At 62.8% G+C, this 18,446-nt stretch carries 18 protein-coding genes and 1 tRNA gene; 11 read left to right on the top strand and 8 right to left on the bottom strand.

The features are described from left to right. Nucleotides 1-306, bottom strand: a complete 306-nt coding sequence (locus V6L75_RS13825) for a BolA family protein (RefSeq protein WP_334252077.1) — start codon at nucleotides 304-306, stop codon at nucleotides 1-3. Between the two features lie 144 nt (nucleotides 307-450). On the opposite strand from V6L75_RS13825, the gene V6L75_RS13830 reads away from it, so the two are divergent. From V6L75_RS13830 to V6L75_RS13845, 4 genes are all read left to right on the top strand, one after another. Beyond that, complete coding sequence (locus tag V6L75_RS13830; RefSeq protein ID WP_334252078.1) at nucleotides 451-1,041, top strand: J domain-containing protein; 591 nt, start codon at nucleotides 451-453, stop codon at nucleotides 1,039-1,041. 66 nt (nucleotides 1,042-1,107) lie between these two features. Beyond that, nucleotides 1,108-2,094 carry a cobaltochelatase subunit CobS gene (cobS, locus tag V6L75_RS13835; protein WP_019965378.1) on the top strand — a complete coding sequence of 329 codons (987 nt, stop codon included), beginning with the start codon at nucleotides 1,108-1,110 and terminating at the stop codon, nucleotides 2,092-2,094. A gap of 4 nt (nucleotides 2,095-2,098) precedes the next feature. After that, nucleotides 2,099-4,000, top strand: a complete 1,902-nt coding sequence (gene cobT, locus V6L75_RS13840; protein ID WP_334252079.1) for a cobaltochelatase subunit CobT — start codon at nucleotides 2,099-2,101, stop codon at nucleotides 3,998-4,000. After that, nucleotides 3,997-5,037: an esterase-like activity of phytase family protein gene (locus tag V6L75_RS13845; protein WP_334252080.1), complete on the top strand. Its 1,041-nt coding sequence runs from the start codon at nucleotides 3,997-3,999 to the stop codon at nucleotides 5,035-5,037. The genes cobT and V6L75_RS13845 overlap by 4 nt, the downstream gene beginning before the upstream one ends. Nucleotides 5,038-5,046: 9 nt before the next feature. Here the strand turns inward: V6L75_RS13845 and V6L75_RS13850 are convergent, their stop codons facing one another. Both V6L75_RS13850 and rpmB read right to left on the bottom strand, forming a co-directional pair. Then, nucleotides 5,047-5,724 carry a queuosine precursor transporter gene (locus tag V6L75_RS13850; protein WP_334252081.1) on the bottom strand — a complete coding sequence of 226 codons (678 nt, stop codon included), beginning with the start codon at nucleotides 5,722-5,724 and terminating at the stop codon, nucleotides 5,047-5,049. Between the two features lie 16 nt (nucleotides 5,725-5,740). Next, nucleotides 5,741-6,034, bottom strand: coding sequence for a 50S ribosomal protein L28 (gene rpmB / locus V6L75_RS13855; protein WP_334252082.1), 294 nt, complete (start codon nucleotides 6,032-6,034; stop codon nucleotides 5,741-5,743). A 377-nt stretch (nucleotides 6,035-6,411) separates the two neighbouring features. On the opposite strand from rpmB, the gene V6L75_RS13860 reads away from it, so the two are divergent. From V6L75_RS13860 to V6L75_RS13870, 3 genes are all read left to right on the top strand, one after another. Beyond that, complete coding sequence (locus V6L75_RS13860; RefSeq protein WP_334252083.1) at nucleotides 6,412-7,278, top strand: DUF3108 domain-containing protein; 867 nt, start codon at nucleotides 6,412-6,414, stop codon at nucleotides 7,276-7,278. Nucleotides 7,279-7,487: 209 nt separating this feature from the next. Next, on the top strand, nucleotides 7,488-8,441 hold the full coding sequence (locus V6L75_RS13865) for an acetyl-CoA carboxylase carboxyltransferase subunit alpha (protein WP_334252084.1): 954 nt from the start codon (nucleotides 7,488-7,490) through the stop codon (nucleotides 8,439-8,441). A gap of 235 nt (nucleotides 8,442-8,676) precedes the next feature. Next, nucleotides 8,677-10,035: a L,D-transpeptidase family protein gene (locus V6L75_RS13870; protein WP_334252085.1), complete on the top strand. Its 1,359-nt coding sequence runs from the start codon at nucleotides 8,677-8,679 to the stop codon at nucleotides 10,033-10,035. A gap of 12 nt (nucleotides 10,036-10,047) precedes the next feature. Here the strand turns inward: V6L75_RS13870 and V6L75_RS13875 are convergent, their stop codons facing one another. From V6L75_RS13875 to ispG, 3 genes are read right to left on the bottom strand one after another with little or no spacing between them, the layout of a single operon-like run. Then, nucleotides 10,048-10,797, bottom strand: coding sequence for a DUF429 domain-containing protein (locus V6L75_RS13875; RefSeq protein WP_334252086.1), 750 nt, complete (start codon nucleotides 10,795-10,797; stop codon nucleotides 10,048-10,050). Next, complete coding sequence (gene pdxY, locus V6L75_RS13880) at nucleotides 10,794-11,678, bottom strand: pyridoxal kinase (RefSeq protein WP_334252087.1); 885 nt, start codon at nucleotides 11,676-11,678, stop codon at nucleotides 10,794-10,796. The genes V6L75_RS13875 and pdxY overlap by 4 nt, the downstream gene beginning before the upstream one ends. A gap of 42 nt (nucleotides 11,679-11,720) precedes the next feature. After that, the gene (gene ispG, locus V6L75_RS13885) at nucleotides 11,721-12,989 is read right to left on the bottom strand and encodes a flavodoxin-dependent (E)-4-hydroxy-3-methylbut-2-enyl-diphosphate synthase (RefSeq protein ID WP_334252088.1); all 1,269 of its coding nucleotides are present in this window, start codon (nucleotides 12,987-12,989) and stop codon (nucleotides 11,721-11,723) included. Nucleotides 12,990-13,226: 237 nt separating this feature from the next. On the opposite strand from ispG, the gene V6L75_RS13890 reads away from it, so the two are divergent. The 4 genes from V6L75_RS13890 (at nucleotide 13,227) to V6L75_RS13905 (ending at nucleotide 17,182) form a co-directional block, all read left to right on the top strand. Beyond that, the gene (locus V6L75_RS13890) at nucleotides 13,227-13,997 is read left to right on the top strand and encodes a hypothetical protein (RefSeq protein WP_334252089.1); all 771 of its coding nucleotides are present in this window, start codon (nucleotides 13,227-13,229) and stop codon (nucleotides 13,995-13,997) included. 155 nt (nucleotides 13,998-14,152) lie between these two features. Beyond that, the gene (locus V6L75_RS13895; RefSeq protein ID WP_334252090.1) at nucleotides 14,153-14,935 is read left to right on the top strand and encodes a 3-hydroxybutyrate dehydrogenase; all 783 of its coding nucleotides are present in this window, start codon (nucleotides 14,153-14,155) and stop codon (nucleotides 14,933-14,935) included. Then, entirely contained in the window at nucleotides 14,935-15,990 is a 1,056-nt protein-coding gene (locus tag V6L75_RS13900; RefSeq protein WP_334252091.1) for a patatin-like phospholipase family protein, read from the top strand. The genes V6L75_RS13895 and V6L75_RS13900 overlap by 1 nt, the downstream gene beginning before the upstream one ends. 352 nt (nucleotides 15,991-16,342) lie before the next feature. Next, nucleotides 16,343-17,182 (top strand): pentapeptide repeat-containing protein, encoded by an 840-nt coding sequence (locus V6L75_RS13905; RefSeq protein ID WP_334252092.1) that lies wholly within the window; start codon nucleotides 16,343-16,345, stop codon nucleotides 17,180-17,182. 72 nt (nucleotides 17,183-17,254) lie between these two features. On the opposite strand, the gene V6L75_RS13910 is transcribed toward V6L75_RS13905, so the two are convergent. Beyond that, nucleotides 17,255-18,058: a MipA/OmpV family protein gene (locus V6L75_RS13910; protein WP_334252093.1), complete on the bottom strand. Its 804-nt coding sequence runs from the start codon at nucleotides 18,056-18,058 to the stop codon at nucleotides 17,255-17,257. Nucleotides 18,059-18,232: 174 nt separating this feature from the next. Next, nucleotides 18,233-18,307 (bottom strand) — tRNA-Gly (locus tag V6L75_RS13915). Nucleotides 18,308-18,446: the final 139 nt, after the last annotated feature.

Raw genomic sequence — 18,446 nt, forward strand, 5'->3', positions numbered from 1 at the left:
TCAACCGGCCGGCTGGCTGCCCTGACGGGCGCGCGGGTCCGGTTCATCCGGTGCGCGGGCCTCTATGGCCAGCGCATGCAGGCCTTCGGCAAAGAACCCGGCAACCGCCTCATTGATGGCACGGTGGCGGGCCACGCGGCTCATCCCGGAGAAAGCCTCGGCCACGATACGGACGCGGAAATGGGTCTCGCCACCCTCCCGCCATCCGCCGTGCCCCTTGTGCCGGTCTGATTCGTCCAGAACGTCCAGCGCAGCAGGGGAAAAGATCGAAGTCAGCCTTTCGGCCATGCGGGTCTTGATACTCATGGCATCCCGTGTGAGTTATGAGCTTCACGCCCTGTGGCACCGGCACCACGCACCGGACCGCAAGGCCTGCTCAGATACTCATTCCTCCCCTTTAATGCCCGGGTCAACCTTGTTCCGGGCACGAGCCCTGTCCATAATCACAGCATGAAACTGGATTCCAAAATCTTCGACCGCATTCGCGTCAAGCCGGACAAGGACCGGCTCGAAGAGGACATCTATCCGACCTGCCAGTTTCCGGGGTGCGACCGCCCCGGCACCCACCGCGCACCGCAGGGCAGGGACAGGGAGGGCATGTTCTTCAATTTCTGCGTCGATCATGTGCGCGAGTACAACAAGTCCTACAACTATTTCTCCGGCATGAGCGATGACGCGGTGCGCGCCTATCAGAAGGATTCGCTCACGGGGCACCGCCCGACCTGGAAAATGGGCGTCAACCGGCAGGCGGCGGACGGGCCGGACGGGTTCGATCCGAGGGCCACGGGCCGCCAGCGCGCCCATGCGCGGCAAAATGCCGAACATGTGTCGCGCGCAAGAAAGCTACTTGCCCTTGAAAAGCGGTCCTTTGATGTGCTCAATCTTCCCGGAGAGGCACGCGGAGACGAAATCAAGGCGCGCTACAAGGAATTGGTAAAGTTGCATCACCCGGATGCCAATGGCGGTGACCGGTCTTCCGAGGACCGCCTGCGGGAAATCATTCAGGCCTACAACGTCCTGAAGAAAGCCGGTTTCTGTTAGCCCGCCGTTCCGCGGGCATCCCCCCAACGACCCTGACCCCGGCCCGGCCGTGGCAGCGGAGGACCGATGACTGATACGAAGACTGTGGCTGACAACAAGCCTGACACCGAAATCTCCGTCGAGGAAGTCTTCGGCTTCCAGAGCAGCCTGCGCGTGCCGGCCTACAAGACGGCCAACGAATATGTGCCGGAAGCTGATCCGGACTACCTGTTCGACCGCGTGACGACACTGGCCATTCTCGCAGGCTTTGCCCGCAACCGCCGCGTGATGGTGACCGGTTACCACGGCACCGGCAAGTCGACCCATATCGAGCAGGTCGCCGCCCGCCTCAACTGGCCCTGCGTGCGTGTCAACCTCGACAGCCACATCAGCCGTATCGATCTGATCGGCAAGGACGCCATCGTGCTGCGTGACGGCAAGCAGGTGACCGAATTCCGCGATGGCATCCTTCCCTGGGCCTACCAGAACAACGTCGCCCTCGTGTTCGACGAATATGACGCCGGCCGCCCGGACGTGATGTTCGTGATCCAGCGCGTGCTGGAATCCTCCGGCCGCCTGACGCTGCTCGACCAGAACCGCGTCCTGCGCCCGCACCCCTATTTCCGCCTGTTCGCCACCGCCAACACCATCGGCCTTGGCGACACCTCCGGCCTCTACCACGGCACGCAGCAGCTCAATCAGGCGCAGATGGACCGCTGGTCGATCGTGACGACCCTGAACTATCTGCCGCATGACAACGAGGTGGAGATCGTGCTGGCCAAGGCCAAGCACTTCCAGGGCGCCGAAGGCCGCAACACCGTGTCGCGTATGGTCCGCCTTGCCGACATGACCCGCAGCGCCTTCGTCAACGGCGATCTGTCCACCGTGATGAGCCCGCGTACGGTCATCACCTGGGCCGAGAACTGCGAGATCTTTGGCGACGTCGGATTCTCCTTCCGCCTGACCTTCCTCAACAAGTGCGACGAGACCGAGCGCACGCTGGTGAGCGAGTTCTATCAGCGCTGCTTCGGTGAAGAGCTGCCGGAATCATCCATCAACATGGTCATGAGCTGAGCCAATGGCAGGTCCGGGCAGCAACAGCGGAGCCGGGGGCAAGGGGCAGTCGCCCACAGAGCCCTTCAAGCAGGCTCTCACAGGCACCATGCGTGCCATTGCAGGCAATGCGGAACTGGAGGTCATCTTCTCCGGCGACCGCCCGGGCCTTGCCCCTAATGCAGCGCGCCTGCCCGAGCCGGCACGCAAGCCGGGTCTGCGGGAGCTGACGATCACCCGCGGCCTGGGGGATTCCATGGCCCTGCGCATGGCCTGCCACGACGCGAAGGTGCACCAGCGCCACGCGCCGAAGGCCCCCGATGCGCGGCAGATCTATGATGCGGTCGAGCAAGCCCGCTGCGAGGCGGTGGGCGCGGCCCGCATGCCCGGCGTTGCCAGCAACCTTGCCGCCATGCTGGACGACAAATATGTCCGCCTCGGCTCTGCCGATGTCGCCAGCCGCGAGGAAGCGCCGCTGGTCGACGCTCTCTCGCTGATGATCCGCGAGCGCCTGACCGGCGCCCCGCCACCGCCAAGCGCCGGCAAGCTTGTCGACATGTGGCGCAGCTGGATCGAGCAGAAGGCCGGAAACGATCTCGACCGGCTCGTCACCCGGTTTGAGGATCAGGCTGCTTTTGCAGGCCAGATGCGCAACGTGCTGAAGGCGCTCGACATGGCCGATGAGGCCGGAAACGAGAACGACGAGCACGACGATCCGGAGGAGAGCGACGAGCAGGGCCGCAACGAGGACGCGGAAACCGGCGGCGAGGCGGAAGAGGACACCGGCGGCGACGAAAGCATGCCGCAGGAAACGGAGATGACCGGCGAGGAAATGGAGGCGGGCGATACCGAAGCCTCCGAATCCGATTCCATGGAAATGGATCAGGAAGACCTCGACGCGGATGCGGAAGAGCCCGGCGAGAACCAGCGCCGCGAAGCCCCGCTGAGCAACCGTCCCGTTTCGGACTACCGGGTCTACACACCCCGTTTCGACGAAGTGGTGACGGCAGAGGACCTGTGCGATGCAGCCGAGCTGGACCGTCTGCGTGCCTTCCTCGACAAGCAGCTCGTCAACCTGCAGAGCGCCGTGGCCCGTCTTGCCAACCGCCTGCAGCGCAAGCTGATGGCCCAGCAGAACCGCTCCTGGGATTTCGATCTTGAGGAAGGCATCCTCGACACCGCCCGCCTGACGCGCGCGGTGACCGATCCGATGCAGCCGCTTGCCTTCAAGCAGGAGCGTGACACGAATTTCCGCGACACGGTGGTGACGCTGCTTCTGGACAATTCCGGCTCCATGCGCGGCCGTCCGATCACGGTGGCTGCGGCCTGCGCCGATATTCTGGCCCGTACGCTGGAGCGCTGCGGCGTGAAGGTGGAGATCCTTGGCTTCACCACCAAGGCCTGGAAGGGCGGCCAGTCCCGCGAGGCCTGGCTTGCCGCCGGAAAGCCCGCACAACCCGGACGCCTCAACGATCTGCGCCACATCATCTACAAGGCCGCCGATGCGCCCTGGCGGCGTGCGCGACGCAACCTTGGCCTGATGATGCGCGAAGGCTTGCTCAAGGAAAACATCGACGGTGAGGCACTGGACTGGGCACACAAGCGCCTGCTGGCACGGCCAGAAAACCGCCGCATCCTGATGATGATCTCCGATGGCGCGCCGGTGGATGACTGCACCCTGTCGGTCAATCCGGGCAACTATCTGGAGCGCCATCTGCGTTTCGTCATTGATGAGATCGAGAACCGCTCTCCCGTGGAACTGATTGCCATCGGCATCGGCCATGACGTGACCCGCTACTACTCGCGCGCGGTGACCATCGTTGATGCGGAGGAACTGGCCGGCGCCATGACCAACCAGCTTGCCGACCTGTTCCAGGACACCAATGTGGGCGCGGTGCCCCAGCGTGGACGGCGCAAACGCGCATGAAGAAGACCTGGCTGGCGGCGTCAGCCGCCATCCTTTTGGCCCTCGCGCCAGCCTCAGGCCTTTCTGAGGCCCACGCAGCACCGCTGCTGCAGGACGGGGAAAGCCTGTCCATCCGCACAAGGCCCATCACGCAGTTTCAGCGCGGCAGCGATGTCAGCCAGTTCGGCAAGCTTAGCTTTCTGGGCGGGCTGGACCTGACGCTCCCGGCCAAGAAATACGGCGGCATCTCGGCCCTGATCGCGCTGGAAGGCGGCGGCTCCTATCTGGCGGTCACCGACGATGCGCGCTGGATCGCCTTCGAGCTGCAGCAGGACGGAAATGGCACCCCGCTGGCCATTACGTCCGCCCGCTCGGCTCAGGCGCTCGATCCCAAGGGCGCGATCCTGCAGAAGAGCAAGGCCTGGGACACCGAGGGTATGACCCTCGGCATCAATGGCAAGCGCACCGAACTTTTCGTCAGCGTCGAGCGGGTCAACCGCATCTACCGCTTTGCCTGGCCGCTGACCACAGGCAAGGCCAAGGCTCTGTCGCAGGTGGAGACACCGGCAGGCTTCCGCAAGCTGCGCGGCAACAAAGGGCCAGAGGCACTGGCGGGCTCGGCCCTCTCCAGCCCGCTGAAGGGCGGTCTCGTTGCCATTGGCGAGCGCAATCCGGATGCGGCGAAGAACACCCTGCCCGGCTTCATCATCGGCGGGCCCTTGGCGGGCAGTTTCGAGATCGAGCGCTCCGGCGATTATGATGCAACCGATGCAGAGTTTCTGCCGGGCGGCGACCTTCTGCTGCTGGAGCGGCGCTTCAACATGCAGGACTGGATCGGCATGCGCCTGCGGCGCTTCAAGGCCAGCGAAATCCGCCCCGGTGCGAAGCTGAAGGGTGAAATCCTGCTGGAGGCCGGGCCATCGCATGACATCGACAACATGGAAGCGCTGGCCGTCCACCAGGATGCGGGCGGTCACACCGTCTTGACACTCATGTCGGACAACAACCGCTCACTGATGCAGCGCACGCTGCTGCTGCGGTTCAGGCTTGACGATTGAGATGGACGATCAGCGGGAGACCGGCGCGGAACCGGCTTCCGGTGCAGCGTCCTGCATTGGCCGAATGAACGCAAAGAGAATGCGGTAAGGCGCCAGCAGGAACAGCGCCACGGCCAGCTTCACCGTCAGATCACCCAGAGCCCAGGAAATCCAGCGCGGCAATTCTGCGGCAAAGATACCGAAGAGCGGCGCGTTCTCGACCGCAAAGTCATCGTGGTAGCCGAGAAGTCCGGAAAACAGCGGCGAAAAGGCGATTGAGAAGAAGATCAGCGTATCGACCAGCGAGCCGATCACCGACGAAACGATCGGCGCCTTCCACCAGACAGCACGGCGCAGGCGGTTGAACAGCATCACGTCCAGAAGCTGGGCCACCAGGAAAGCAGAGCCAGAAGCCACCGCAAGGCGCGGTGTGGCCAGAACCACCGAAAGTCCAACAGCCAGAACGAAACCGGCATAGACCACACGGCGCGCAGCGGCAGGGCCGAAGCGCCGGTTGGTGAGATCGGTGACAAGGAAGGCAGCCGGATAAGTGAAGGCACCCCAGGTCAGCAGGTCGGCCAGCTGCAGGCCGCCCACCGTCCCCTCAACCGGGAACTGGACCAAGAAATTGGAGGCCACAACGACAATCGCCATCGCAAGGACTGCGATGGCGATATCACCATTGGAAATGGCGTTTGTCTTGCTCATCCGGCAGCGGGCCGTATCAGGCCGCAGCAGCAGCCTGACGGCGCTTGACTTCGGCCTTGATCAGGCGTGCCTTGTTGGACAGCTCGCAGTCGGCAGCCTTCAGAAGGAAGGCATCCAGGCCGCCGCGGTGCTCGACCGAGCGCAGAGCGTGGGCGCTGATGCGCAGCTTGAACGACTCACCCAGCGTGTCGCTGATGAGGGAAACGTTGCACAGGTTCGGCAGGAACCGGCGACGGGTCTTGTTGTTGGCGTGGGAAACATTGTTCCCGGACATGACGTCCTTGCCGGAAAGCTCGCAACGGCGTGCCATTGGATCACCCTTTTTCTACTGGCCGGGGCCGCTGGGACCCGGTACGGTTACAGCCGGTATGGAGCGGACCGCGAGGTCCGGCAACATCAAAACCGGCTCATTTCGGAAAAATCTGGCTCCCTATACTGGCCTTGGCGGTCAGCGTCAAGGCTTCACCGCCTCAGGAAAGCGAAAGCTGCAAAATCCGATGCAGGATGCCGGAAATTAACCAAGCAGTTACCATACCGCCGAACAATTGGCACCATGATGCCGTTTGCCGCGCACCAGGCGCGCCGGGATCGCATGAAAGAATTCGCCAGGCAGGCAGCAATGGGGCGGCGGCTCCTGCCCGGAAAAGATATCACCGGGCACCGTACGAGGTGCCGAGGAGGTTCGACGTGTCGAGATACGTATTGAGCAGAAAGGCCGGAACCTTGCCCGCCACCCTTCGCGCGCTCGCCCTTGCCTGCGCCGCCGCCCTGCCCGTTTCCATGGCCTCCGCTGACGCGGGCGCCAAGACCGCCCACATCGGCGGGCTCTACGACATCACGGTCGCCGGTCTTGTCATCGGCAAGGGCAGCATGTCCATCGTGCTGCAGGGCAACGCCTACTCGGCAAAGGTCGGACTTGAGCCGGCTGGCATCGGCAGCCTGTTCTCCACCGGACGCGGCGGGGCGGAAGCCACCGGCTGGCTGGTGGGCGGCAAGGTGGTACCATCCAAATATTCCATGGCCTCACAGGCCGCGAACCGCGATTTCTACGTGCTGATGAAGCAAGGCTCAGGCAACATCCGCGAGGCGGAGGCCGCACCTCCCTTCAAGCCGGTGCCGGACCGCATCGAAATCACCCGGAAGCACCAGCAAAACGCCATGGACCCGCTGAGCGCCGCCGTGATGCCGGTTGCCGCAGGCAAGGATGCGCTGGGGCCTGCAGCCTGCAAGCGCAAGCTGCCCGTGTTTGATGGCTGGACCCGCTTTGACATCCAGATGGAATACAAGGAGATCAAGCAGGTCTCCGGGCGCGGCTATGACGGGCCTGTGGTCGTTTGCGGCGCGCGCTGGAAGGCGATTGCCGGTCACCGTCCAGGTAAGGAATCCGTCAAGCTGATGGAAGAGGCCCAAATGGAAGCATGGCTGGCACCGATGGGCCGCAATGACGTGCTCATTCCCTACCGGATCGTCATGCCCACCGCGAGCGGCCAGATGATCGTCGAAGCCACGAAGCTGAACATCAACGGCCCGGGGCAGGATCAAGCTGCCCGTTGAAAGGGCTAAAGTCTGCCCTTTTCAGGATAGGCCCCGGCGGTTTTGCCGGGGATTGCTTGCACCATCCTTAACCTCCTGATACAGCCGCGCTTGACTCATGGGGTCTTGCTCTCCAGTGTCGCGCCACAACATTAGACCCGGGACACACGGCGCGCGAAGGGTCCAGCCTCCTCCGGGCAGGACTGAAGCGGCCATCAGGTAAACGGTTCATGCACAGCTATCTGGAATTTGAAAAACCCGTCGCCGACATCATCGGCAAGGCCCAGGAACTGCGTGCGCTGGCAGCGACCGGCGAAGCGGTGAACGTGGACGAGGAAGTCGGCCGCCTTGAGGCCAAGGCCAGCCAGACCCTCAATGACCTCTATTCCAAGCTGACCCCCTGGCAGAAGACGCTGGTCGCCCGCCACCCGGACCGTCCGCATGCGGCCCATTACATCCAGGGCCTGATCGAGGATTTCACGCCGCTGGCCGGTGACCGCAAGTTCTCCGAGGATCAGGCGATCATTGCCGGTTTCGGCCGCTTCCGGGGCCAGTCCGTCGCCATTCTGGCGCAGGAGAAGGGCTCGGATACGGAAACCCGCCTCAAGCACAATTTCGGCATGGCCCGCCCCGAGGGCTACCGCAAGTCGGTGCGCATCATGGATCTGGCCGACCAGTTCGGCATTCCGGTGCTGTCCTTCGTCGACACGGCTGGCGCTTATCCGGGCCTTGGCGCGGAAGAGCGCGGCCAGGCGGAAGCGATTGCACGCTCCACCGACCGCTGCCTCAGCCTTGGCGTACCAAACATTGCCACCGTCATCGGTGAAGGCGGTTCGGGCGGCGCCATCGCCATTGCCGCCACCAGCAAGGTGCTGATGCTGGAACACGCCATCTACAGCGTGATCTCGCCGGAGGGCGCAGCCTCGATCCTCTGGCGCGACAGCGCCAGGGCGCAGGAAGCGGCAACGAACATGAAGATCACCGCACAGGATCTTCTGAAACTCGGCATCATCGACGGCATCATCGAGGAGCCCGCAGGTGGTGCCCACCGCGCCCGCGAGACGGCCATCGACCGGGCTGGCAAGGCCATCGACGAGGCACTGATGTCCTTCCAGGGACTGTCCGCCGATGAGGTTCGCAAGCTGCGCCGCGACAAGTTCCTCGCCATCGGCCGCAGCCTCTGAGAACTGCGCACAAGTAGCCTTCTGAGACCGGCGCAGGGATGCCTGCGCCGGTTTTGTTTTGCCTTGCGGGTTCCGCGCACCTCTCCTTCCGTTTTCTCTACGGTGATTTATGATCAGGCGCCCTGCTGGCATCTTGCAGAAGATGAGGGGGCATCTTACCCTTACGCCGTTGTTCTTCACGCCTCCGGTACCTCAAGGGAGGCGGATTTCCTTTCAGGTGTGACTGCAGATGGGCATGGTTGCCTTTCCGATAACTCCCCGCCGCAAGATGATGCGCCTGTTTGCCGCTGTGGCCGTTACGGCGCTGCTGGCCGGATGCCAGGCCAGCGAGGAATACGTTGCCTTCGGCCCCAAGCATCTGCGCGAGGTGCGCCCAGCCATCAAGGCGAAGTTCACCGAGCTGAAGATGGACGCCCGGTCCCCCATCCTGATCCGCATTTTCAAGGAAGAAAGCACACTTGAGGTCTGGAAGCAGACCCGGGAAGGCCGCTTTGCCCTGCTCGAGACCTTCGAGATCTGCAAGTGGTCCGGTGAGCTCGGTCCGAAGGTCAAGGAAGGCGACCGGCAGGCACCGGAGGGTTTCTACGAAATCACGCCGGGGCTGATGAACCCGAATTCCAATTACCACCTTGCCTTCAACATGGGCTTTCCAAACGCCTATGACCGCTCGCACAACCGCACCGGAACGCACCTGATGGTGCATGGCGCCTGCTCCTCGCGCGGCTGCTACGCCATGACCGATCCGCAGATCGAGGACATCTATGCGCTGGCACGCGACAGCTTCAAGGGCGGGCAGCGGTCCTTCCAGGTGCAGGCCTTCCCCTTCCGCATGACGGCGGAGAACATGGCGCGCCACAACGACAGCCCGCACATGGACTTCTGGCGCATGCTGAAGGTGGGCTATGACCACTTCGAGGTGACGAAGCTGGCGCCGAAGATCGATGTCTGCGAAAAGCAGTATGTGTTCAACGCCACGCCGCTGATGGCCAATGTGCCCTTCCGCGCCACGGCGAAATGCCCGGCCTATGAAGTGCCGCAGGCCATCCGTGTTGCCGTGGAAGCCAAGCAGAAGAAGGACGCAGAGGCCTTTGAAGTGGCGATGGCCAACATCCGGGAAGAAGCTGAACGCGAAAAGCGTGCCAAGGAACGTGCCGCGCTGATCGCATCCATCGTCAATCCGAAATTCGGCAGCGGCGACAAGCCGGAGGACGCTGCGCAAGACGCTCAGGCCGAGAGTGTTCCGGCCGAGAGTGCTCCGGCAGATGCCGCTGTTGCAGAAGCCCCGTCTGAACCGTCTGCTGCACCGGAGCCCGCCGGTGGCGTCTTCGCCCGGCTGTTTGCCTCAAAGGCCGCACAGCCAGCCGGGCAGGCGGCAGACGGCACCACCCCGCCAGCCGCAGCCGGAACCCCGGCAGAATCTCAGCCCGCAGCGGATGTCACGGCAACGGCCTTTGCATCGGATGCTCAGGCTGGTGAACAGAAGCCAGGCTTCTTCAAGCGCTGGCTGAGTTTTGGCAGCTCCGAAGACGAAGACAACACGCCTCCCCTGGTGGACCTGACCACCGTTGCAACGGCACCGAAGGTCAAGCCTTAGGCCCGCAGCATCTCACGCCCAGATGGCAATGCGGTGGCCGCGGCTGTCGCGGGCGAAATCCTTCGGGAAGGGTTCGGTAAGCCCTGCCAGAATGCGCAGGGCCATGATGGCATTGACACAGGCATCAAGAAAATCATCCGCCCCTGCCCCGCGTGGCGGCTTTTGTGACAGGAACGCAGGCTCAAGCCCGTGAGCGGCCAGACAGGCGCGGCGCTCCTCCATGCCGTCCGGGTTGATGCGGCTCTTGATCTTCTTCGGCAGGCTCATGGGCGCGCCGCCATTGAGCCGCCAGAAGGCCACTTCAGGGTGCACCTCGAACACGCGCTCTTGCCGCTCATCAGCCAGCGCCTTGTCCAGTTCCCGGATCTTCGGGAAGAGATGGAAGGCCTGTTTCGACACCTTGCGCGGCGGTTCGGACGTTTCCTGCGCGATGCGGCAGGCTTCCCGGTAGTCCTCGCAATAGACCGCCGCACGGGAAGGAACGGAAAAGACGGAAGACTGGCGCATGCCCAGCAGCGGGCGCACATGCTTTTCAGGCCCCCGGCCTTCCGGGCCAATCCGGTCCGGCAGGCCAATGGGCATATCCACCGCAAGAACCTCAAGCCGTGGCTCTCGCGCCAGAAGATCTGCAAAGCGGGACGTCACCAGAACCTGGGGCGGCGCAGTCAGGCCCTCCTCAAGAAGCACCGCAATCCACCCTGCAGGGCAGCCATCCACCCCGGCAACCAGCCTGCCCTGCAAAGGAGCGTCCTGCCCGCTCATCGCGCGCCGGCGCTCTCCATCACCCGGCGGGTGCTGACAAGCGCCATGGGGCGGCACAGAGCCTGCTGCTCGGCGGCATAAAGCAGCTCGTTGGCCTCCTGCTTCACCGTACGGGCGACCAGCTCGAACACGGAAGCGGCAGCACGCACCAGCGCCTCGTCTTCATCCATGCCCTCCAGCAGACGCGCCATGAACAGGGCGGAGAAGAAATCCCCGGTACCATGGGGCGGATTGTCGATGGCCGCATGCTCCGCCGCAACGGCGCCGCGCTTGCCTACGAGCAGGTTGGAGATGGAATTGCGCCGCAACGCCGGGGCAGACGTGACAACCACCCGCTCGGGCCCAAGATGGCGCGCAGCAGACAGGGCCTGCAGCTCGGTGTCAGTGGGCCGTCCGGTCAGCCATGCCAGTTCAAAGCGGTTGGGCGTCGAGATATCAGCCAGCGGCACGAGATCGTCGCGGATAGCTGCAGCGGTCGCCTCAGGCACATAAAGCCCTTCGAGATCGCCGATCACCGGATCACACAGATAGGTCACTTCGGGACGCACCTTGCGCAGCGCCTTGACGAGACGGGCGACGGCAGAGGCCTGTTCGGGCGAGCCGAGATAGCCGGTGATGACCGCCCCGATTTCCGGCAGGAAGGGGGACGCGGCCAGATCCGCCGTGATGGCGTCGAAATCCGTCATCGGCGCAACGATGCGCTGACCGCGCCCGACGAGCGGCTGCCAGGGCAGAAGGATGGTCGGCAGATACCAGACCGGAAAGCCCAGACGCTCCAGCGCGAAGACCGCGCCACGCCCGCCAACACTGCCGCGCACCACCTGCGACGTGATCACCAGAATGGCCGGCTTTGCGCCGCCGTCCTTCACCGCATTCAGCATTCCGGCAACTCCTGTTTCAGCACTGCGGCCGGGAGGGCGAACTCACTCCTGCGCCGCGGAGGGCAACTCCAGCGGCTTGCCCGAGCCGTATTTCTGCTCGATATAGCCGAGAACCATGGCCTTGAAGTCTTCCGCGATGGAGGGCCCGCGCAGGGTCATGACCTTCTCGCCATCAATGAAGACCGGCGCCGAGGGCGATTCGCCCGTACCCGGCAGCGAGATGCCGATGTCGGCGAACTTCGATTCACCCGGACCGTTGACGATGCAGCCCATCACCGCGACGTTGAGGTTCTCCACCCCCGGATACTGCTCGCGCCAGACCGGCATCGACACGCGGATATGCTCCTGAATGTCGCTCGCCAGCTCCTGGAAGACGGTGGAGGTGGTGCGCCCGCAGCCGGGGCAAGCTGCCACCACCGGCACGAAGGCGCGGAAGCCCATCACCTGCAGCAGCTCCTGCGCAACCTGGACTTCCTTGCTCCGGTCACCGCCAGGCTCCGGCGTCAGCGACACACGGATCGTGTCGCCAATGCCCTGCTGCAGCAGAATGCCCATGGAGGCCGCCGAGGCAACGATGCCTTTGGTACCCATCCCAGCTTCTGTGAGACCCAAATGCAGCGCATAGTCGCAGCGTGCGGCCAGGTCCGCATAAACGGCGATAAGATCCTGCACGTTGCTGACCTTGGCGGACAGGATGATCTTGTTTCGCGCCATGCCCAGACTTTCGGCCCGCTCGGCCGAAAGAAGCCCGGACTGAATGATCGCTTCACGCATGACAGCGGAAGCGGCAATCGGATTTGGGCTTGCCGCATTCTCGTCCATCAGCTTCGTCAGAAGCTCCTGATCGAGCGAGCCCCAGTTGACGCCGATGCGCACCGGCTTGTCATATTTCTGGGCGATGTCGATGATCTGCGAGAACTGGGTGTCGCGCTTTGCCTTGAAGCCCACGTTGCCCGGATTGATGCGGTATTTGGCCAGTGCTTCGGCACAGGCCGGGTGGTCGGCCAGCAGCTTGTGGCCGATGTAATGGAAATCGCCGATCAGCGGCACATTGACACCGATACGGTCCAGCCGCTCGCGGATGCGCGGTACGGCCGCAGCGGACTCGTCCCTGTCGACCGTTATGCGCACGAGCTCGGATCCGGCCCGTGCCAGCGCAGCGACCTGCGCCACGGTGGCATCGGCATCCGCCGTATCCGTATTTGTCATGGATTGCACGACGACAGGCGCATCGCCGCCCACCATCACAGAACCCACCTGCACGGCAACCGACCGGCGCCGGGGCAGGCGCATCGGGACATACTCGCTCATCGGATCAGCCAACCTCGTATTCACCCTCCGCCCGCTCTGCGGCCGGGCGCTTGTCATGGCCTGATTAAATTGGCTCTCACATAAGGGCAATCAAGAACCGCACGCAAGGCGCGATGCAGCGCACCGGCGCAGCAAACTGTGATCCGGAGCACTTGCGCTGCCCTGCCGGGCCAGCCTATAGACCTGATGATTGCACTTGGCATTTCCTGCAAGTGACAATGCCAGCCTGGAGCCCACATGTATTCGGACATCCTGCATCAGTCAGCAACCCTGATCCGCCAGAACATCAACACCGCCTTTCGTCTCGCCGGCGCATGGATGGTGATCATGCTGGTCATCAATTTCCTGACCGATGCAACCGAAGATATTGCAGGCCTGAACATCATCCTTGCGCTGGCCGGTTTCGTGCTATCGCTGATCAGTGGTGCGTCCATTGCGAGCGGCTGGCACCGGTTCGGCCTGCTGCAGGAACAGCCTCAGCTGATCCACCTGCGTTTTGGCATCTACGAACAACGGGTGCTGTGGCGCATGGTGCAGACTGCCCTGATCCTGATGGGACCGGTCATTTGCATCATTCTCGCAGCCACGGTGCTGAACGGGGTGGTGCCGCACATCATCATGATCGCGGTGATCGCCGGGCTCACAGTGCTGACCATTGCACTGATGTACCGCATCAGCTTCATTGTACCGGCCTCTGCCGTTGGCCACCGCCTGCCGGTCGCAGACGCCTTCCGCATCAGCAAGGGCTATGCGGGACCTATGTTCGTGGCCACGTTCCTGCTCAGCATCCCGGCCATTCTGGTGATGGGCCTTGCAATCGCCGGAGGATATCAGATCCTCATGGGCGGCTCGGTCATTCTCGGCTTCGTCGTTCTGGCCGTCTTCGGCACGCTGCTGCAGATCATCACCACCACCATCGGCCTTGCTGTCGTGACCGTGGCCTACAAGGACGTGGCCGAGCGGCTATGGGCTGAAAACCCCGGCAATCCGATGTTCGCCCAGCACTGACAGGCTGGCCGGCTCAGGCAGGGCAGCGTCCTGCAAAAGCTCAGGCTTTCATTACCGATTTGTCACGCAACCGCATCAGCGCAACTGCGTTGTTGCAGTGCAAGGCAGCTTCATGTGAAGCTGCCGCCGGAATTCGGTCAGGGAGCCTGAAAGACATGCTGAAGAACAGAAACGCCGTCATCACCGGATCAACCTCCGGCATCGGCCTCGCCTATGCACGTGCGCTGGCAGCCGAAGGCGCCAATGTGATGATCAACGGCTTTGGCGACAAGGACAAGATCGAGGCCGAGCGCTCCGGCATCGAAAAGGACTTCGGCGTCCGCTGCATCTACTCGCCCGCCGACATGACCAAGGGCGACGAAATCGCCGCCATGATCGCAACGGCAGAGAAGGAACTCGGCAGCGTCGATATCCTGATCAACAATGCCGGTATCCAGCACGTATCACCCATCGACGAATTCCCCGTCGACAAATGGAACGCGATCATTGCCATCAACCTGTCTTCCGCCTTCCACACCATCCGCGCGGCCCTGCCGGGCATGAAGGCTCGTGGCTGGGGACGCATCATCAACACCGCCTCCGCCCATGCGCTGGTCGCTTCCCCCTTCAAGTCTGCCTATGTGTCTGCCAAGCACGGCATCGCAGGCCTGACCAAGACCGTTGCGCTGGAAGCGGCGGAAAAGGGTGTCACCGTCAACGCCATCTGCCCGGGCTATGTCTGGACGCCACTGGTCGAGGCCCAGATCCCCGACACCATGAAGGCACGCAACATGACCGAGGACGAGGTTAAGCGCGAGGTGCTGCTCAAGGCCCAACCGACCAAGGAATTCGTCACCGTGGAAGAGGTCGCGGCAGTTGCCGTCTTCCTGTGCTCGGATGCGGCAAAGTCCATCACAGGCACCCTGCTGCCCGTCGATGGCGGCTGGACAGCCCAGTAATGACAGGGAGCAGAAAGCGGAAAGCCCCGCCGCGCAAGTCAGCGCCGGGGCGCAAGGTCATCAATCTGGCGCTTCAGGGGGGCGGCGCCCATGGCGCCTTCACCTGGGGCGTACTGGACTACCTTCTGGAAGATGACCGCTTCGAGATCGACGGTATCAGCGGCACGTCGGCCGGTGCCATGAATGCAGTGGCATTGGCCTGCGGCCTGCACGAAGGCGGAGCTGAAGGCGCGCGGGAGCGTTTGCGGACATTCTGGAAGAAGGTCAGCCAGCACGCCTACCTGAGCCCGATCCGCCGCTCGCCGCTGGACATGGCCCTTGGCCAGTGGAGCCTCGACTTCTCGCCGAGCTACATTGCCATGGATCTCATCTCCCGCTTTGCCTCGCCCTACGAGTTCAATCCGCTCAACATCAATCCGCTGCACGAGGTGCTGAAGGAGATCATCGACTTTGACTCCGTCCGCGCCTGCGGGCGTGTGCGGGTGTTCGTGTCAGCCACCAATGTGCACACCGGCAAGATCAAGGTTTTCAGCGGTGACGAGCTGACGGCCGATGCCGTGATGGCCTCGGCCTGCCTGCCTCAGGTGTTCCAGGCGGTGGAGATTGACGGCGTGCCCTACTGGGACGGCGGCTACATGGGCAACCCGCCGCTCTATCCGCTGTTCTACGAGACCGGCACGCAGGACCTGCTGCTGGTGCAGATCAACCCGATCGAGCGCAAGGAAACCCCGAAGACGGCCCGCGAAATCCAGAACCGGATGAACGAGATCACCTTCAATTCCACGCTCTTGCGCGAAATGCGGTCCATTGAATTCGTGCTGCGCCTTCTGAACGAAGGCAAGCTGAATGAAGAGGACTACAAGAAGGTCAATTTCCACCGCATCGACGGAGAAGCCCTGAAGCCGCTGCAGGCCTCCTCCAAGTCCAATGCGGAATGGGCGTTTATCGAGGAGCTGTTCTCCATCGGCCGCAAGACTGCAGCAGACTGGGTGGAGCGCAATTACGATGCCGTAGGCGAACGCTCGACTGTCGATCTGCGCTCGGAGTTCCAGTGATTAATAGAAATTAACTGGAATTTGCATTTTGCCATGCATAATAAAATCAATAACAAAGATAAACATCATTAAACCAAATAAAACGCACGAAGATCAGTTTTATCGACAAAGAAAACCTTTTGGAAACCACTCCAATCCTAATGTCGGGAAGCTGATTGTCAGGTTGTGCGTCGTCAGCGATTGCGGACGGAAGGAAGTGGCACTGCGACCCGCTACTTCCTTCCGGCCCGCAGCACTCTCCCCCTCCATGTTTGAAATGCAGACCGGGACAAGATGTCTTGGTGTGCAACTCTGTGCTTTGCGCCCGGCCCGGTGAGGGCTAAAAGAGGCCCGGGGGTGCAGGAGGTTGGACATGGCACTGCGATTGACATCGAAACTTGCAGGAGCGCTCATCCTGCCGGCCCTCGCCCTGCTGCCTCAGGGCTCTGACAGCGCCTTTGCACAGGCAGCAGCCCCGCAGTTCGATCAGATTACCGCACAAAATGGCTGCCCCGGCTGCGACCTCAAGCTGGAAAGCCTGCGCGCATTGAAGCTGGACATGCCGGATTTCACCGGCGTCAACCTGCGCGAAGCGGATCTGAAGGAGGCCATTCTCACCGGAGCCAGGCTCGCTGGCGCTGACCTGCGCCGGGCGGAGCTGGAGCGCGCCAATCTCGATGGGGCCGACATGACCCGCAGTTCCATGCGCGGCGTGGATCTGGAGAAGGCATCCCTGATCAAGGCAAGGCTGTCCGGCTCAGACATGCGGGACGCGGATCTGAATGACGCGGTGCTGACCAGCGCCAAGCTGGACAACACGGATCTGCGCAGCGCCACACTGACCCGCAGCATAGCGATCGGCGCCAACTTCACCGGCAGCAAGATGGATGGCGCAGACCTCGAGCGCGCTGATCTCAGCGGCGCCATGCTGGACAATGCCCGCCTGCCCTATGCCGATCTTGACCGGATCATCGCGGTGGATGCCAGTTTCCGCAATGCAGATCTGAGCGGCACCCGCATCACCAGCGGCGACCTGACCGGTGCAGATCTCTCGAACGCCAATCTGACGGGCGCCCTGCTGCGCAACACAAGGCTTCCGGGTGCAAAGCTGCAGAATGTGCGCGGGCTTGACCCCAAGCGCATGATCAACCTGTGCGGAGACGCCCGCACCGAGTTGCCTGACGGAATGCCCCCGCTCAAACCCTGTTCGTGAACCGCCGGAAAACAAACAAAAGGGCCGCCCACAGGACGGCCCTTTTTCATTTCTGCCGGCACATGGGCCTGCTCAGAATGCGTCGAACGAGAACCGGTAGGTGACGCCGGTGCCGATGGTGTACTGGTTGCGGCTGCCGCGGTTGCGGACAATCGGGCTGCGGGCCGCATCGCCGATCAGCCGGTCATAACCGCCTTCCACATGCAGCTTCACCTGATCGGTCAGATCGTAGCTGGCGCGGGAGGACACGCCGATGCTCTTGAACCCGCCGCTGGCGCGGAACTCGTTCAGGCCACTGGCGCGGGCCTCTGACTGCGATACGCTGAAATAGGTGTCCATATAGTCGGACGATGCGAAGCCAAGGCGGGGGCCTGCACTGAGCTCGAGCCGCGGCATCGGCTTCATGATCAGGTCAGCGCCGATCTGGCCGGTCTGCCCCTTGTGGCCGTTGAAGCCCTGACGGAGCTCGCCGAACACCCGGAACCCTTCACCCTGGAAACCGGCACCCAGGCCTGCTTCCAGTGCCCAGTCGACCTTGCGGGTGCCGCTCAGCCTGGACGTGTCGGACGGGCGGCGCTGTCCGATGAAGTTGAAGGACGGATAGAAATAAATACCCGTGCGCGCCTGTCCGTCTGCCACCTGCCCCAGAATAGGCAGATAGAAACGGCTGACGTAAATCAGCGGCACCGGCGACACCAGATAGCTGTCCGCACCGTCGTAACGCGGCTTGACCAGGGCGCCGACGCCAAGATCCAGCACATACTGATGGCCGGAGGTGCCGCCGGAAGAACCGTAGGAATAGTCCTGGGCTGCAGCTGGAAGAGCGGCGCCGGCCAGGGCGGAAGTCAGGGCGAGAAGAGCGAGCTTGCGCATCATGAGCGGGGTCTGTCCTGAACGAATTACTGATTGGGACGGATTATAGGGCAAATTGCGATAAAGAGATTACCAAAAAGGTAATTTTAACGAGCTGTTGCCAATGCGCACCGCGCGGTCCTGCGGACCTCTGCGCGGATAATAAAAAAGGCCGCCTCGCGGCAGCCTTTTCGAAACTGGAGCGGGCGATGGGATTCGAACCCACGACCCCAACCTTGGCAAGGTTGTGCTCTACCCCTGAGCTACGCCCGCATAAATCCGGCAAACCGGATGGGTATCCTCGAAGACGCTTGACCAGAATGCCGGTGACCGGAAACTGGAGCGGGCGATGGGATTCGAACCCACGACCCCAACCTTGGCAAGGTTGTGCTCTACCCCTGAGCTACGCCCG

It is taken from the genome of Pannonibacter anstelovis (genome assembly GCF_036881715.1).
Classification (GTDB): domain Bacteria; phylum Pseudomonadota; class Alphaproteobacteria; order Rhizobiales; family Stappiaceae; genus Pannonibacter; species Pannonibacter anstelovis.

Bases quoted from the DNA above. Each gene is read 5' to 3' on its own strand.
- V6L75_RS13825 (WP_334252077.1), bottom strand. From the start codon at position 306: ATGAGTATCAAGACCCGCATGGCCGAAAGGCTGACTTCGATCTTTTCC.
- V6L75_RS13830 (WP_334252078.1), top strand. From the start codon at position 451: ATGAAACTGGATTCCAAAATCTTCGACCGCATTCGCGTCAAGCCGGAC.
- cobS (WP_019965378.1), top strand. From the start codon at position 1,108: ATGACTGATACGAAGACTGTGGCTGACAACAAGCCTGACACCGAAATC.
- cobT (WP_334252079.1), top strand. From the start codon at position 2,099: ATGGCAGGTCCGGGCAGCAACAGCGGAGCCGGGGGCAAGGGGCAGTCG.
- V6L75_RS13845 (WP_334252080.1), top strand. From the start codon at position 3,997: ATGAAGAAGACCTGGCTGGCGGCGTCAGCCGCCATCCTTTTGGCCCTC.
- V6L75_RS13850 (WP_334252081.1), bottom strand. From the start codon at position 5,724: ATGAGCAAGACAAACGCCATTTCCAATGGTGATATCGCCATCGCAGTC.
- rpmB (WP_334252082.1), bottom strand. From the start codon at position 6,034: ATGGCACGCCGTTGCGAGCTTTCCGGCAAGGACGTCATGTCCGGGAAC.
- V6L75_RS13865 (WP_334252084.1), top strand. From the start codon at position 7,488: ATGCACAGCTATCTGGAATTTGAAAAACCCGTCGCCGACATCATCGGC.
- V6L75_RS13870 (WP_334252085.1), top strand. From the start codon at position 8,677: ATGGTTGCCTTTCCGATAACTCCCCGCCGCAAGATGATGCGCCTGTTT.
- V6L75_RS13875 (WP_334252086.1), bottom strand. From the start codon at position 10,797: ATGAGCGGGCAGGACGCTCCTTTGCAGGGCAGGCTGGTTGCCGGGGTG.
- pdxY (WP_334252087.1), bottom strand. From the start codon at position 11,678: ATGCTGAATGCGGTGAAGGACGGCGGCGCAAAGCCGGCCATTCTGGTG.
- ispG (WP_334252088.1), bottom strand. From the start codon at position 12,989: ATGAGCGAGTATGTCCCGATGCGCCTGCCCCGGCGCCGGTCGGTTGCC.
- V6L75_RS13890 (WP_334252089.1), top strand. From the start codon at position 13,227: ATGTATTCGGACATCCTGCATCAGTCAGCAACCCTGATCCGCCAGAAC.
- V6L75_RS13895 (WP_334252090.1), top strand. From the start codon at position 14,153: ATGCTGAAGAACAGAAACGCCGTCATCACCGGATCAACCTCCGGCATC.
- V6L75_RS13900 (WP_334252091.1), top strand. From the start codon at position 14,935: ATGACAGGGAGCAGAAAGCGGAAAGCCCCGCCGCGCAAGTCAGCGCCG.
- V6L75_RS13905 (WP_334252092.1), top strand. From the start codon at position 16,343: ATGGCACTGCGATTGACATCGAAACTTGCAGGAGCGCTCATCCTGCCG.
- V6L75_RS13910 (WP_334252093.1), bottom strand. From the start codon at position 18,058: ATGATGCGCAAGCTCGCTCTTCTCGCCCTGACTTCCGCCCTGGCCGGC.